The 16,609-nt window shown below is 37.7% G+C and carries 10 protein-coding genes, 2 tRNA genes and 1 pseudogene; 4 read left to right on the top strand and 9 right to left on the bottom strand.

Annotation, left to right across the window (positions count from 1 at the left end):
* Positions 1-24 precede the first annotated feature (24 nt).
* From IWC72_RS12420 to IWC72_RS12390, 6 genes and pseudogenes are all read right to left on the bottom strand, one after another.
* The gene (locus tag IWC72_RS12420) at positions 25-882 is read right to left on the bottom strand and encodes a nucleotidyl transferase AbiEii/AbiGii toxin family protein (RefSeq protein WP_194529966.1); all 858 of its coding nucleotides are present in this window, start codon (positions 880-882) and stop codon (positions 25-27) included.
* Complete coding sequence (locus IWC72_RS12415; protein ID WP_194529965.1) at positions 879-1,517, bottom strand: type IV toxin-antitoxin system AbiEi family antitoxin domain-containing protein; 639 nt, start codon at positions 1,515-1,517, stop codon at positions 879-881. The genes IWC72_RS12420 and IWC72_RS12415 overlap by 4 nt, the downstream gene beginning before the upstream one ends.
* A gap of 203 nt (positions 1,518-1,720) precedes the next feature.
* Positions 1,721-2,602: pseudogene (locus IWC72_RS20425) on the bottom strand (site-specific integrase).
* 250 nt (positions 2,603-2,852) lie between these two features.
* Positions 2,853-2,927, bottom strand: a tRNA-Pro gene (locus tag IWC72_RS12400).
* Positions 2,928-3,002: 75 nt separating this feature from the next.
* Positions 3,003-3,091: transfer RNA gene (locus IWC72_RS12395), tRNA-Ser, on the bottom strand.
* A 184-nt stretch (positions 3,092-3,275) separates the two neighbouring features.
* Positions 3,276-5,324, bottom strand: coding sequence for an HD family phosphohydrolase (locus IWC72_RS12390; RefSeq protein WP_194529962.1), 2,049 nt, complete (start codon positions 5,322-5,324; stop codon positions 3,276-3,278).
* A 121-nt stretch (positions 5,325-5,445) separates the two neighbouring features.
* Here IWC72_RS12390 and IWC72_RS12385 point away from each other — a divergent pair, with 121 nt between their 5' ends.
* Both IWC72_RS12385 and IWC72_RS12380 read left to right on the top strand, forming a co-directional pair.
* A complete protein-coding gene (locus IWC72_RS12385) occupies positions 5,446-6,618 on the top strand; it encodes an acetyl-CoA C-acyltransferase (RefSeq protein ID WP_194529961.1) in 1,173 nt (390 codons plus the stop codon).
* Between the two features lie 25 nt (positions 6,619-6,643).
* A complete protein-coding gene (locus IWC72_RS12380; RefSeq protein WP_194529960.1) occupies positions 6,644-7,396 on the top strand; it encodes a C40 family peptidase in 753 nt (250 codons plus the stop codon).
* Between the two features lie 88 nt (positions 7,397-7,484).
* On the opposite strand, the gene IWC72_RS12375 is transcribed toward IWC72_RS12380, so the two are convergent.
* Positions 7,485-8,747, bottom strand: coding sequence for a tetratricopeptide repeat protein (locus tag IWC72_RS12375; RefSeq protein WP_194529959.1), 1,263 nt, complete (start codon positions 8,745-8,747; stop codon positions 7,485-7,487).
* 43 nt (positions 8,748-8,790) lie between these two features.
* The gene (gyrA, locus tag IWC72_RS12370) at positions 8,791-11,331 is read right to left on the bottom strand and encodes a DNA gyrase subunit A (protein ID WP_194529958.1); all 2,541 of its coding nucleotides are present in this window, start codon (positions 11,329-11,331) and stop codon (positions 8,791-8,793) included.
* Positions 11,332-11,587: 256 nt separating this feature from the next.
* Between gyrA and IWC72_RS12365 the strand changes: the two genes are divergently transcribed.
* Together IWC72_RS12365 and IWC72_RS12360 are read left to right on the top strand one after the other, a co-directional pair.
* The gene (locus IWC72_RS12365) at positions 11,588-14,134 is read left to right on the top strand and encodes an ATP-dependent Clp protease ATP-binding subunit (RefSeq protein WP_194526504.1); all 2,547 of its coding nucleotides are present in this window, start codon (positions 11,588-11,590) and stop codon (positions 14,132-14,134) included.
* 202 nt (positions 14,135-14,336) lie between these two features.
* Positions 14,337-14,738: an STAS/SEC14 domain-containing protein gene (locus IWC72_RS12360; protein WP_194526503.1), complete on the top strand. Its 402-nt coding sequence runs from the start codon at positions 14,337-14,339 to the stop codon at positions 14,736-14,738.
* A gap of 91 nt (positions 14,739-14,829) precedes the next feature.
* Here the strand turns inward: IWC72_RS12360 and IWC72_RS12355 are convergent, their stop codons facing one another.
* Positions 14,830-16,383, bottom strand: a complete 1,554-nt coding sequence (locus IWC72_RS12355) for an NAD(P)H-hydrate dehydratase (RefSeq protein ID WP_194529957.1) — start codon at positions 16,381-16,383, stop codon at positions 14,830-14,832.
* Positions 16,384-16,609: the final 226 nt, after the last annotated feature.

Genomic DNA, 16,609 nt, shown 5'->3' with positions numbered 1-16,609 from the left:
TTTTTGAAATTCCTTTTACTAAAATCAAGGATTTTCAAATTTAATTTTCTCTATCAAATCCTTAAAATATGCTGGGCTCCAAATCCGTAAAACATCATCATTTGGAATAAAACGAACAATATCTTCTTTAATACTGCTAAAAGAAACGGACGAAATCTTGGCTTCCAATAACTCGATAATCTGTTCATTGGAAATACCTTTATCTTCCCAATCGTTTGTGTCTATTGCCCTGGTCAGAAAATGATTTACATCCAACGGGATTCCTTTTTTGATATACCATTCCAAGTCGTACCAATCTCTACCTTTGACCCTATTTTTCCACTTTCTAAAAAGCAGTGCATGCATTTTACCTGCAAACAAACTTGATTTGGTAAAACATTTCACATAAAAAGAAAATGGACGGAGCAATAACTTTTCTTCGGTGCTGAAATGAACCGGAGGTTGTCGATCAACTTCTATTTTTATTTTCAAGGTCTTGTTAGAACGTACACCGGTTTCTTGGATGATGTCGACCAGTTCTATTTCTTGCCATATAGTTTCAGCTTTGAGAAAAGCAGAATCAATAGCGGTTTGTTTCGTTTTTTTCTTTTCCTTGATACTAACGCTCAGTCCTAATGACTGAAATTCATCCAATATGGCTCCGAAATACGGCTCGATTGAAAAGTTTAGATCAGGTTCGAGTAAGGAAAAGTCCAAATCTTCCGAATAGCGATCCAATCCATAAAAAATCCGGAGCGCCGTTCCTCCATAAAAAGCAGCCTTCTCAAAAAAGTCGGTTCTTGATAAACCCGCTAAAGTTATTTCCTGCATTATTTCTCGTAATGCAGCTAATATCTCTTCCTCATTCTTAGGATTATACTCGGCTATCCACTCTTTTATCATAATTCTATCAACGTTTTGATAAGCATTTTTAAACTACTTTTTTTAGGTGCATTTTTAATCCATAGTTCTATAACTTTCGTATCCAATGTTTTTAATTGCTCACTATCCATACGAAGATCCTCCATTAAAAACTCACGGGTTTGTTTAATGCTCCTAAGATAAATTTTGGAGGTAAGTACAATTTTATCACATAAAGCTTTTTCAGGTGAGGCAACCAATACGGTTTGCTTAGGTGAATAGGCTATGCTCTTTATTCCATACGAATAATAAGGAGTCTTTAATTGTCGGTAACTGTATCGTCCAACAGGAGTTTTATACAACTTCGATGTTTTTAGGGTCACTGAACTGACCTCATAAGCTCTTTCCGGTATCATGTTCCAATAGGATAATGCAGACTCTAATGACACATAACTTGGACCTCTAAGGTGGTTCGCTATTAGAAAGGGTTCAGGTGTCGGTAAATCCATTCTAGGTCCCGTTATATACAGTCCCCTTCTAAGTGAAATAAGAGCTTTGCTTTTAAGTAGCTCACTGATCTTATCATTTGGACGCTTATAATCACCGAGTAATCCTAAGATCAAATGTCTAGATATAGGAGCCTCGGCATATTTCTTGACCATCTTTCTGAAATCCATATCGTAACTATTTCGTATAATAATCGGTTAATTTCCGATTAACCAATGTAAATATATGCAAAAAATAAATCATATAATCGGATTAAATCCGATTATATGGCTAAATTATCGCATTTCACTATGATGTAATAAGGTTCTGAGGAATACTATTAAGGGTGACCTAAGTAATTGAATATAGAATTAATAGTGATGAAAGGTTAGTATTAGACCCCAACCATTTGAAAAAACTCGCTTAACTTTAAATTTCTAGCTTCACAGATTTTGTTTAGAGTTTCAACAGGAATTCTATATCTACTCTTACTCTTTATTTTTCTAACAGTACTTACCTCAATGTAGCAAAGTCCCGTATAACAAGAAAAGACGAATACATCCCTAACCAGGCACATACTTTTGTTGGGCAAGTGGATCGTTGCCATTGCGTCAAGCTCGAACTGCTCTAGGTATGGACAGTCGAACTCTTCGAACCTAAGTTCGTACAGCGCAAATGGATGTGCCTTGATCCAACCATGTTTAAAGGCCACGGTCATAAATTTTTGTAAGCGTTCCATATGCTTCATTATTCCATTGTTGTTCAAGGCCTAGGACTTCTGCAAGGGACGGCAAGTGCGGAGATAGTGTTCAAATTTGACAATAAACGAATAATTGATTTGGGCAAGGTACACATCATCGGACTTAAATTGCTCTTTAATGAAGCGGAAGAGATACTTTTCGGTGGCACTATAGTTCTTGATGGTACCCGCTGCCAATTTTTTGAACTCGTTCTCCTTATGGTATCCTATTAGGTCTCTGCACGTCAAGACCGCCTTGTCCTTTCCTAAATAACGTTCCTTGACCGCTAATGCCATAATCACCCTCCCTTCGTCCCTAAGCTCCCTATAGGACCTTTTGATTCCGGAGTTTATATTATCCAGTATATCGTTGATGTACCTTGCGTTCTTTGTCCTGATCCTGGCACGGCAGGTTTTGGAGCACCAGTGCTTATCCAAAATGGTTTCCTTTGTACTTATATCGATCGCTCTACTGTCTATCCAGATGCGGGTATATATGGGAAAGGTCCCATCCTTCCTGATCGAGGTTCTTTTCAACCAAAATGTACGTTCAATGTGTGTGAAGTTGTCATCACTTTCGTTTTTAATTAAAAAATCAGTTAAACGAAAGCCAAATCGCCTCGAAAGTCAAATACGGGCATATGCATAAATTTAGGAAATTATTTCCTAAAAAAATAGGACACTAATGAATATGCCCACAAACGGGCATAAAAAAAACCAGTAAAAATGTATTTTACTGGTTTTCATTCATTTACATATTAAAAAATTAATTTTAATACACTATTTGTCGGGGTGGCAGGATTCGAACCTGCGACCTCCGCGTCCCAAACGCGGCGCGATAACCGGGCTACGCTACACCCCGATACTATGGTTATCTTCTTTATTCAATATTTTGAGAAATATTTTCTGCCCTCGCAATTTGCTTTGACAGCCATTGCGGAGAGACAGGGATTCGAACCCTGGGTAAGTGTTTCCACCTACGACGATTTAGCAAACCGCTCCTTTCGGCCACTCAGGCACCTCTCCAATAATCTCTTCAAAGAACTCCATTTTAGCACGTCTCCGTGGCTAAAATTGCGGTTGCAAATGTATGTCTTAGAATTCAAGTTCGCAACTATTTTTCGCGTTTTTTTCAAGAAGTTTAAAACTATTTTAAATCGGCATATAAAAAAGAGAATTTCATCTCCTTTTAAGTGTTCGTACTTCTTTACTATTCAGGATATTCCACTCGCAAGTGATAAATATTTATCAATTTCTGTTTAAAAATCTTTTTTATTGCTTCTATCTCTTTAAACGTAATATTTGCATTTAAAAACTGCCCAGCACTCATTTGTCCCGCCACAATCTTATCCACAAATTCTTCTATAATACTAGATGTTGGATTTTTTAAACTTTTAGATGCTGCTTCTACAGAATCTGCCATCATAAGTATAGCTGTCTCTTTTGAAAAGGGTATGGGCCCTGGGTATCTAAAATCACTTTCATCAACCTCTTCCTCCAACTCTTGTTGCTTTTTGAAAAAATAATAAACGAAAGTTGTACCATGGTGGCATCTAATAAAATCAATTACACGATCTGGTAATTTATTTTTTCTAGCTAGTTCAATTCCATCAATCACGTGGTTAATAATAATCCTTCCGCTGTCTTTGGGGGATAATTCATCATGCGGATTCACATTGGTTATCTGGTTCTCCGTAAAATAAGTTGGATGGTTCATTTTGCCTATATCATGGTACAAAGCCCCTACTCTAACCAACATAGCGTTAGCTCCAATTTCATTAGCTGCGGCTTCGGCCAGGTTCGCAACCTGTAAAGAATGATGAAAGGTACCAGGTGCCTTGTTAGATAGTTCCTTTAACAGCTTAGAGTTCGTATCGGACAACTCTAATAAAGAAACGTCCGAAACCAGACCAAAGACTTTTTCATACACATATATTAATGGTTGTACGAACAGGGTTATCATTCCATTTAAAAAGAACAATCCTAATGTAAACCACTGTATGTTATCTAAATTACCTTCATGTATAATATGAAACGCCAAATAGCCAACAACATATATCAGCGTAATTTGCCCTACGGAGATAAAAAGATTCGCCCTCTTATATAATTCCGAGACCGTCAATATGGTAACAATACCTACTATTATCTGTAAAAAGATATATTCAAAACTATTGGGCACTACAAAACCCAATATAAGTACAGTAAGTACATGTACAAAAAGTCCTAATCTAGCATCAAAAAATGTTTTAAGCACTAAGGGTAAAATGCATATTGGCACAACAAAAACAAAGGCTTCGTCATATTTTACCACCATAGTGGTAACGAATACCATAAATAGGATATTGAAGAAAATGAACGTAACCTTAGTGTTGTTCTCAAAAGTATCCTTCCTATATTTTTTAAGGAAAAGAAAAAGCATCATAAGTACTAATGCCACCAGAATGGTATACCCGAATAATATAAAATAGTAGTTATTAGCGGTCCATAATTCCGACTCATATTCTGTTTTAAGAGAATTTAAAATATTCAGGTTTTCGGCCTCAACTACCTCTCCCTTAGCAATTATTAACTTGCCTTCATCTACCGTGCCCCTAGTATGGGATATACCCGAGAGGGCATCGTTTAACGCTTTCTCCGACAAGTTCTTGTCATATGTAATATTAGGTTTTACAATATCTAGAAATAGGTCTTGGAATTCTTGAGCGTAGATGGCCAAGTCTTTTTTCTGCAATATTTGTTGCAATACCGATCTTAAATTTTGAATCTGAATAAGGCTATGTATAGATACACTCTCCGCTTGATTATCCTTTACAAGATATATCTCTTCTTTTCCCGCTCTTTTGCCCGTCTTAGCTAAAACTCCATTCTTATACAATTGTTTAAGAATGTCCTTTCCTGAAGAATCAAGAGCCTCTAGTGCGCTTGCGCTAAACCTTTCTCCTGTAAAAACTGTGGTGAATTTCTGGTCATATTCCTCGCTGACCACATCTTTTACGGAAGAATCAAACCTAAAATAATCTATTTGATTATTGAGCAGCTCTGTCTTTTCCTTAGCAATATCATCACTACTTTTCTGAATGGAAAAATCAAAAGGAGCATATAAGTTTTCATACTGCCATGGCTTTCCTTTTTGAAACTCATATTTAAACTTTCCTCCTTGCGGAAAGAACAAAACAATACAAACAACCGATACCAAGTATAGAAAATACTTAAATAGAAGCGATTGGTTTTTAAAAAGTTTATCCAAAAAATTGCTCATGGGCCAGGTATCTGAGTCAAAAATAGAAAATTATAAACTTCCGAGGGGCTTTTATGAAAACTAGGAAATGTATTGCCCATTAATTTCTTAGTTTTGTCATAAGAGAAATTCTTGCTTTAATATGAAAAATGTAGTAATCGTATCTGCCACCAGAACTCCTATAGGAAGCTTTATGGGAGCCTTATCCTCTGTTCCGGCACCTAAACTGGGAGCCACAGCCATAAAAGCGGCACTTGACAAAGTAAATCTTGACCCAAATCTAGTTGAAGAAGTTCTAATGGGTAACGTTGTACAAGCAGGAACCGGACAGGCACCAGCTAGACAAGCTGCAATTTTTGCAGGCATACCAGACAGCGTTCCATGTACTACAATAAATAAAGTTTGTGCCTCTGGTATGAAAGCGGTTATGCAAGCCGCCCAAGCTATAGCATTGGGCGATATTTCAATTGCCGTTGCAGGTGGAATGGAAAACATGAGCCTTATTCCGCATTATGTTCATATGAGAAATGGTCAAAAATTTGGCCCAACCACCTTAGAGGACGGGATGCAAAAAGACGGATTAGTGGACGTCTACGACCAACAAGCCATGGGGGTTTGTGCAGACGCTTGTGCAACTGAATACAAGTTCTCTAGAGAAGACCAGGATAATTTTGCAATACAATCTTACAACCGATCTGCGAAAGCATGGGAAGAGGGGAAATTTAATAATGAGGTAACACCGGTTGAAGTACCTCAGCGGCGCGGAGAACCCATTATTGTTTCCGAAGATGAGGAATTCAAAAATGTAAAAATGGATAAAATTCCGGCGTTGCGACCAGCATTTTCTAAAGATGGTACCGTTACCGCAGCAAACGCTTCTACGATTAATGATGGTGCCGCTGCATTGGTATTAATGAGTGCGGACAAAGCAAAAGAACTAGGAATTAAGCCTTTAGCAACTATAAGAAGTTATGCAGATGCCGCGCAAGAACCTAAATGGTTTACTACGGCCCCTGCAAAAGCACTTCCAAAAGCAATTGCCAAGGCCGGCCTCTCAATAGACGATATAGACTTCTTTGAATTTAACGAAGCCTTTTCTGTAGTCGGTTTGGCCAATATGAAAATATTAGGACTTACAGATACCAATGTAAACGTAAATGGCGGTGCCGTATCCCTAGGACACCCGCTTGGCTGTTCAGGAGCACGTATCCTTATTACGCTCCTCAACGTTTTAGAACAGAATAATGCAAAAATAGGGGCTGCCGCAATATGTAATGGCGGAGGTGGCGCTTCTGCAATAATTGTAGAACGATAAAGAATACCTTCACTCAACCAAACATATGCAATACGGAATTTGTCCCCTAAGTATAGTTTCCGTTCGTGTAAATGCCGATGAAACGTCCGAAATGGTCTCACAATTGGTATATGGCGAACATTTTAAAGTCCTGGACCGCAGAAAGGCATGGAGCCGCATACGCATTGCTTTTGACAAATTTGAAGGCTGGGTAAGTAATCACCAAATGATTCTGATTTCGGAGGAAGCTTATAAAAATATTGAGTCTTCGGATAAAGTAGGCTATACATCTGATCTTATTTCTTTTGTTGAAACAGAAAATTCAGTACTCTTACCCGTAATCCTAGGCTCCTCTACCAGCAACTGTGCGGTACTTTCCCACTCATTTGATGGTAAGTGTAACGGCCATAAAAAAGACAAGTCACAGCTTATACAGACCGCTTTATTATATCTTAATGCCCCTTATTTATGGGGAGGCAAGACGCCTTTTGGAATTGATGCCGCTGGCTTTACCCAAATGGTCTACAAGATAAACGGATACCGATTGCTTAGAAAAGCAGCAGAACAATCTACCCAAGGGTATGCATTAAGCTTTATTGAAGAAACCGAAGCCGGAGATCTTGCTTTTTTTGATAATAATGAAGGGGAAATATACCATGTTGGCATTATCATGGAGAACAACTACATCATTCATGTAGATGGAAAAGTACGTATTGACCGCATTGACCATACCGGAATCTTTAATAACGAAACAGGGAGCTACACCCACAAACTAAGAGTCATTAAACAGATTGCCTAACATCTATAATTGATAACAACTTACACCATAAAAAAAATCCCCTTGGAAATTTCCAAGGGGATTTTTTATTACTTGTTTTGGCTGTAAATTACTCGCCTAGCATCTTTTTAATTCTCATAAAGTTCTCATTGTCGCCCATTGCGCCATAGATGTTCTTTAATTGAGTTAAGATACCCTGGTTATCAGGATTCATCTTTAAAGCATCTTCCAATACTGTAGCTCCTTGATTAAAAAGATCATCTTTTTTCTCTTTCAACTCATCGTAACGAGCGATGTCTTTCTTAGAATTACCCAAAGAGTTCATTTCATCAATAAGACCGTTACCTTCGTTCACGTAAGTTGTAGAAAGGTTTAACTGCGCATTGGTATACCCAGGATTGATTTCCAAAGCTTTCTTATAAGATGCTCTAGCTTCTTCTAAGTTACCCTGCTCCATATTGATTACACCAATATTATAATGCAAATCTGGATTATCTGGCGCAACAGATGCAGCCTCTGCCATTAAAACTTTAAACTGATCTTTATCTCCCATTTTGTAATACAAATTGGCTTCATTCAAGATAAGATTAACATCGTTTGGATCGTTAGCTCTTGCCGCTTTATACGCTTCTAAAGCTTTATCATCCTGACCTAATTGAGTATATATTAAAGCAGTATTCTTAACGATTTCCGCTGTTTTAGAAGGAGATCTTTCATCTTTAGGGTCTTTGTAAGTTCCAGACTTTACCATCAAATCTCTTTGAGTTTTATCCATCTCTTCTTCCTGACCAGTCTCAACGTTAGTAGCTTTATAAACAACACCACTACCATCGTAACCAATTTCTTGAAGCTCGTTATAGTACGTCAATGCTTCCTCATAGTGACCACCGTTTACGGCGCTACTTGCAGCATAGTAAAGGTAAGATGTATCCTTAGGGCTAATTTTATAGCTGGTATACAACTTTTCAGCAGCTTCCTTAAACTTCTTGTTACCGTTATCCTCTACAGCAGAGTTCACCAAATCGGCACTTAAAGCGGCCATATGTTGTTTGGTTTCATCGCTATATTTAGACTTACCACTGGCATCCTCTACTTCAATAACTTTTTGAAAAGCATCTGCCGCTTTTTTAAACGCGCTAGCATCACCTTTCTTTGCTAAATCAGCATAGGCCTTACCACTAACAAAGAAGTATTGCGACTGTAACTTAGCATCGGCTCCTGAGATAGAACCCGAAACCGCCTCTAAAGAGCTGCTAGCAGATGCCGCATCTCCGGCTTTCAAAGCCTTTTCGGCTGCTTTTATCTCGTTCTTCTGTGCGAATCCTGCCATGCAAAAACAAAGGCTCGCAACTATTAAAAATCTACGTTTCATTTTCAATTTAATTAAATATTAGCGTTATAATTATAGTTCAAATTTATTCTTCTTCGGTTGCTTCTGGCGTATCATTATCAAGAGCCGTGCCATCTTCCTCAGGTTTCACGTCTATATCCAATACATCAGCTTCGGTCAATTCATCCTCATCCTTCATAACCTTTGCTACTGCAGCAATCGAATCGTTTCCTTTTAGGTTTATTAAACGAACCCCTTGCGTGGCTCTTCCCATAACCCTTAAATCCTCCACACTCATACGGATAGCAATACCGGATTTATTAATGATCATTAGATCATCTGAATCGGAAACATTCTTAAGCGCTACAAGACCTCCTGTTTTTTCTGTTATAGAAATCGTTTTAACTCCTTTACCGCCTCTGTTCGTTATACGGTAATCATCAATATCAGAACGTTTACCATATCCGTTTTCAGAAACTACAAGAAGGTTATCTTCCATATCATGAACAGATACCATACCTATTACCTCATCATTATCATCTGCCAAAGTAATGCCACGAACACCAGAAGCATTTCTACCCATTGGGCGCGTTTTGCTCTCTTCAAAGCGTATGGCCTTACCAGACTTCAAACCTAAGAAAATTTGGCTTGTACCTGTAGTCAATTTTGCTTCCAATAACTCATCTCCCTCACGAATACCAATGGCATTAATTCCATTTTGCCTTGGTCTTGAGTATTGTTCTAAGCTTGTTTTCTTAACCACACCTTTCTTGGTGGCCATAATAACATAATGACTGTTTACATACTCCTCATCCTTAAGATCCTGAGTACAAATAAACGCCTTAACGTTATCATCTTGCTCTATATTGATAAGGTTTTGAATAGCCCTACCTTTTGAAGTTCTACTACCTTCTGGAATTTCGTAAACACGCATCCAAAAACATTTCCCTTTTTGAGTAAAGAACAACATATATTGGTGGTTGGTACCAACGAATAAGTATTCTAAGAAATCTTCATTTCGAGTTGAAGATGCTTTTTGACCAACTCCTCCTCTGTTTTGAGTCTTATATTCAGAAACTGGAGTTCTCTTAATATATCCTGCGTGCGAAATGGTAATCACCACTTGCTCATCAGGAATCATATCTTCAATACTTAAATCGCCTCCGGCCATATTGATTTCAGAACGACGCTCATCACCATACTTTTCCTTTATCTCTAAAAGTTCTTCGGTAATAATCTCCATTCTTCGCTCTTTTCTAGCCAAGATATCCTTAAGGTCCGCAATAGTTAAAAGAATTTCATCATACTCTGCACGAAGCTTATCTTGTTCTAGTCCGGTCAACTGACGTAATCTCATTTCAACTATCGCCTTCGCCTGAATTTCAGTCAACTTAAAGCGCTCCATTAGGTTTGCCCTAGCTTCATCTGCATTAGACGATGCTCTAATAATAGCAATTACTTCGTCAATATTATCGGAAGCAATAATTAAACCTTCTAAAATATGGGCACGAGCCTCTGCTTTCTTAAGTTCAAATTCAGTACGCCTTACCACTACTTCGTGACGGTGTTCTACGAAGTAATGAATCATCTCTTTAACGTTCAACAACTGAGGGCGACCGTTTACCAACGCAATGTTGTTTACACTAAAAGAATTCTGTAATGCAGTATATTTATATAAAGTATTAAGAACGATATTTGGTATAGCATCTCGTTTTAAAATATAAACGATTCGCATTCCTTTTCTATCCGATTCGTCCCGAATACTAGATATACCTTCAATTTTCTTTTCATTGACAAGGTCGGCAGTTTTCTTAATCATGTCCGCCTTGTTCACTTGATAAGGTATCTCAGTAACAACTATACATTCCCTACCTTGTACTTCTTCAATAATAGCTTTAGCCCTTATTTTGACTCTACCTCTACCGGTATGAAAAGCTTCTTTAACGCCATCATACCCATAAATAGTACCGCCTGTTGGAAAATCAGGAGCCTTTATATGGGTCATGATCTCATCGATCTCAATATCGTTATTTTCAATATAAGCTACAGTACCATTAATAACTTCAGTTAAATTGTGCGGTGGCATGTTCGTTGCCATACCTACAGCAATACCGGAAGCACCATTAACCAACAAAGCCGGCACACGGGTAGGAAGAACGGTTGGCTCCTGTAAGGAATCATCAAAATTTAATTGATGATCAACTGTATCCTTATCTATATCAGCCAACATGTCATCGGCAATCTTACGCATTCTGGCCTCCGTATAACGCATAGCCGCTGGGCTATCTCCATCTACAGACCCAAAGTTACCCTGCCCATCTACAAGCATGTAACGCAAACTCCACTCTTGTGCCATTCGCACCATAGCATCATATACAGATGTATCACCATGCGGGTGGAACTTACCTAGAACCTCACCCACGATACGCGCAGATTTCTTATGAGAGCTGCTGGAACGAACTCCCAACTCATACATCCCGTACAACACCCTTCGGTGAACCGGTTTTAGACCATCCCTGACATCAGGTAAAGCACGTGACACAATGACTGACATCGAATAATCGATGTAAGCAGATTTCATTTCCTCTTCAATGTTAATCGGAATCAATTTTTCTCCTTCTGCCATTTTTAAATCCTAGAATTATTTTAGTTAAAAAACATGCCAATATACACAAAATGATAGCCTTTATAGCACATACCACCTTCTTTATTAAACAATTTATCAACACTTTTTCAAGACTAAAACTTCCCTCTACTTTTACCCGATAGGTTTTAACCCCATTCCTTTTTCATTATTTAGGCCAACTTTATCTAATATTAGGTACACTATTTGCGTTAGATTGGTATAGTTTTACTAATTTTATAGATGAAAGGATAAATTTATGGATGATAATTTTTCACCGAGAGTAAAAGACGTAATTGCTTATAGTAAGGAAGAGGCGCTACGGTTAGGCCATGATTTCATTGGTACCGAGCATCTAATGTTGGGGCTTTTACGAGATGGTAACGGCAAAGCAATTAGTATTCTTGACGCTATGGAGGTCGATTTAGATCATCTAAGGCGAAAGGTTGAAATTCTTAGCCCATCAAACCCGAACCCGAACACATTACAAAAAGATAAAAAGAACCTGCATTTGACGAGGCAGGCGGAGCGTGCTCTAAAAACCACCTTTTTAGAAGCCAAGCTTTTCCAGAGTTCTTCGATCAATACTGCGCACTTACTATTATGCATTTTGAGAAACGAAAATGACCCCACCACAAAACTACTGCACAAACTAAAAGTAGATTATGATGGTGTTAAGGAACAATTTAAATTTATGATTACAAGCGATGATGATATTGTAGACTCACCAACTTCTGAATCTTTTCCTAGTGACAATGACGATAGCGAGGGTAAAGAAGGTAGTTTTGGTACTACAGCCGGACAAAAAGGCAATAAAAAATCAAAAACTCCTGTGCTGGACAACTTTGGGCGTGATTTGACGCTTATGGCGGAAGAGAACAAACTTGACCCCGTTGTTGGTAGAGAAAAGGAAATAGAACGTGTATCTCAAATTCTAAGTAGAAGAAAGAAAAACAATCCTTTATTAATAGGTGAACCTGGTGTTGGTAAAAGTGCAATTGCCGAAGGTCTGGCATTGCGTATCATCAATAAAAAGGTATCACGCATTCTATATAACAAGAGAGTCGTAACGCTAGACTTAGCTTCTTTGGTAGCAGGCACAAAGTATCGTGGCCAGTTTGAAGAACGTATGAAAGCGGTAATGAACGAACTTGAAAAGAATGATGATGTTATTCTTTTTATTGATGAGATTCATACTATTGTAGGTGCCGGTGGCGCTACAGGTAGTTTAGATGCCTCAAATATGTTCAAACCTGCTTTAGCAAGGGGCGAAATTCAATGTATTGGAGCAACAACACTAGATGAGTACCGTCAATATATAGAAAAAGATGGCGCTTTAGAAAGACGTTTTCAAAAGGTAATTGTAGAACCTACAACAGTTGAAGAGACTATTGAGATTCTTCATAACATCAAAGGAAAATACGAAGATCACCACAATGTAAATTATACAGACGAGGCAATAGTTGCCTGTGTGAAGTTAACGAACCGTTATATGACGGACCGTTTCTTACCAGACAAAGCTATTGATGCGCTTGATGAAGCTGGTTCTCGTGTTCATATTGTTAATATGGATGTTCCAAAACAAATTCTGGAGCTAGAAAAACAGCTTGAAGACGTTCGTGAATTAAAGAACAGTGTAGTCAAAAAACAGAAATACGAAGAAGCCGCTAAATTGCGTGATGATGAAAAGCGCCTAGAAAAAGACCTAAGCACAGCACAAGAAAAGTGGGAAGAAGATAGTAAACTGCACAAAGAAACGGTTAGCGAAGACAATGTTGCAGATGTTGTTTCTATGATGAGCGGTATTCCCGTAAATAGAATAGCACAAACCGAAAGTAATAAACTAGCAGAATTACCTAACCTTATAAAATCTAATGTAATTGGTCAAGATGATGCCGTTGCTAAAGTTGCAAAGGCTATTCAAAGAAACCGAGCGGGATTAAAAGACCCTAACAAGCCTATTGGTTCGTTCATTTTCCTAGGCCAGACCGGTGTTGGTAAAACACAATTGGCAAAGGTACTTGCAAAAGAGCTTTTTGACTCAGAAGATGCGTTGATCCGTATTGACATGAGTGAATACATGGAAAAATTCGCTATTTCCAGATTAGTGGGAGCACCTCCGGGATATGTTGGTTACGAAGAAGGCGGCCAATTAACCGAAAAAGTGAGACGCAAACCTTACTCTGTTATTCTATTAGATGAGGTTGAAAAAGCGCATCCAGATGTATTTAATATGCTATTGCAGGTTTTAGATGATGGGTTCCTTACGGATAGCTTAGGGCGAAAAATAGACTTTAGAAACTCAATTATTATCATGACCTCTAATATTGGTGCTCGTAAATTGAAAGATTTCGGTCAAGGTATTGGTTTTGGAACTTCAGCAATGAAGTCTCAAGAAGATAGTCACCAGAAGAGTGTTATTGAAGGGGCGCTTAAAAAAGCGTTTGCTCCAGAATTTCTAAATAGAATAGATGATGTTATTGTCTTTAATGCTTTAGAGAGAGAAGACATTCACAAAATCATAGATATTGAACTTCGTAAACTGTTCGCCAGAATTAAAGATATTGGTTACGATTTAAGTCTAACAGACAAAGCAAAAGACTATATTGCTGACAAAGGTTTTGACAAGCAATATGGTGCTAGACCTTTAAAAAGAGCTATTCAGAAATATATTGAAGATGCTTTAGCCGAAGAAATAGTAAATTCTAAGCTTGAAGAAGGAGACACCATAATGATGGATTTAGACGAAAAGAAAGAAGAACTTACTATTGACATCAAAAAAGCAGAAAAATCTTCTAATACATAAACTTAACGTAAGAATTGTTTGCAAAGGGAGTCAATTAAATTGACTCCCTTTTTTCTTATGTAAAAGTTTCAAAGTAAGAAACAAAACACAATTAGTTTCAAGCAATAGCACTATAAACGATATTTTCGCTTTTAATCTATTATTTTTCACAATAGTTTACGATACATCTACATTCGTCTCAGGACATTATAATATATTTAAAATGAAAGTGAGACGACCAAAAAAGACCGTTATAGTCAGGGAGTATCAATTAGATGTTGGAAAAATACAGGTTTATGAAAACTATATGGTTTCACTGTTCGATGAAGGAGCAACACTTACATTAGAAAGAGTTTACCAAATTATAGGGATTTCAGAGATTCATTTTAGGGATAAAAACTTTGGCTACATTAGCCTTAGAAAAAATTCCTATGCCGTAGACCCTACTATATACACTTACTTAAGACAACTAGACAACCTGAAAGCCTTAGCTATTGTTTCCGTTAAGGAAATAGATATGCACAACTTTAAAATTGAAAAACTGTTCTACAAAAAACCTATGAAATTCTTCATTGAGTTTGATAATGCAGTAGCTTGGATCAAGAGACGTGTAAAAGTAAAATAAAACTATATAATTCTACCAAAAATAAAACCTCAAGACCTATAATCTTGAGGTTTTTAAATTTTACAACCTTTTTATTATTGTAGATTAATAATTATTCTTGTGGTCTCTCGTTTTCATTTGCTTCCGGTCTATTTTCCGGCTGAGCGAATAAATCAATAAAAGCAGCGCCAATATTCGCTACAACATCAGTTGCGGTAAGCGCCTGGTACCCTGTTTTTTCAACTGCAATATCTCCTGCCCTACCATGCAAATACACTCCAAAAACTGCTGCATTTAATGGATTGTATCCCTGAGCTATCAATCCTGTTATCATTCCGGTAAGCACATCGCCTGTGCCTCCCGTTCCCATACCGGGGTTCCCTGTGGTGTTCACATATCCTTTATTATCATACACAGTAATAGTATGCGAACCTTTTATTACCAGGATACAATCGTACTGTTTTGAAAATTTCTTGGCTGTATCCAACTTGTCAAAATCATCTTTCCACTTTCCTATCAGCCTTTCCAATTCTTTAGGGTGTGGTGTTAACACACTCTGAGCCGGAATCTTTTCCAACAAATCTTTATTTTCAGAAAGTAGATTAAGGGCATCGGCATCTATGACCAATGGTTTTTTGTTTTCACCTAAAAACTCTTCCAGCGCTTTAACCGTGGCTTTATCTTTCCCTAATCCAACTCCAACACCTATAACCGTTGGGTCAATATCAAATTCTATTTTAGTAATATGGTTCTCATCCACATCAGTCAAAACCATAGCTTCAGGAAAATTGGTTTGAAGCGGAATATAACCGCATTTAGGCACATACGCGGTAACCAGCCCGCTCCCCGATTGTAGACAGGCTTTTGAAGCCAAATGAACGGCTCCTATTTTTCCATAACTTCCTCCTATAATTAAACCATGCCCATGCGTACCCTTGTGGGAGAACTTCTCTCTAGGAATATAAACAGGAAGCATTTCATTTTTACCAATTAACTCATAGTCTGTTTCTGTATTTGTAAGATACTCTGGGTCAAGACTAATATCTAAAACTTCCCATTGTTCGGTAAAAATTCCGGTTTCCGGCAAGAAAAAAACCAACTTGGGAACTTGAAAACTTAGGGTGTGATTCGCTTTCACGACCGCTTTTTCGTCTTCTGGCACCCTATCCGTAAATAATCCCGATGGTATATCCACCGAAAGCACAAAAGCTTCCGACTTTTGAATATGCTCAAACAGATGTACAACCCATGCATCTGGAGTACGGTTGAGTCCAATTCCAAAAATAGCGTCAACTATAATATCATCGCGGCCAATTTCCGGTAAAACCGAGTTTTCCTCCAAAAATTCCGGCCATATCTTTCTGTCTTTAAGACGATCTAAATTTACCAAAAAGTCATCTGACCTTTTCTTACTATAGTTAACGACATATACAGCAATATTATATCCATGATCTTGTAAGTGCCTAGCCAAAGCTATCCCGTCACCACCATTATTACCAATACCACAGAATAAGTGAATTTTTACCGGCGCCCCTTGAATTCTGTAATGCAACCAGTTGAAGAGTTGCACGGCCGCACCCTCCATTAATTGATCACTAGAAATATTATTCTTTTTAATCGTTGCTTTATCAGCTTCGTAAATTTGCTTTGCAGAGAAAATCTTCATGTAGAATAGTATAGAGTTATCTGGTTATTAAGTACGTACCTAGTTGCCAATTATTAGTTCTGCATAAATAAGACAGCTGCTAAACCCTAAAATCATTGTGAAAATCTCACAAAAATTTTAATAATGTAAGTAATTAACATTCTAGCTCAATAACTAACAACAAAAATTTGATTAAGAATCCAAAAGTACTACATTTGATGCTTTCATTCTTACTATGTATAAGCAT

The sequence above is a fragment of the Zobellia roscoffensis genome (genome assembly GCF_015330165.1).
Classification (GTDB): Bacteria; Bacteroidota; Bacteroidia; order Flavobacteriales; family Flavobacteriaceae; genus Zobellia; species Zobellia roscoffensis.
Note: the sequence above shows the minus strand (reverse complement) of the source record. Positions and strands in the feature narration are given on the sequence as shown.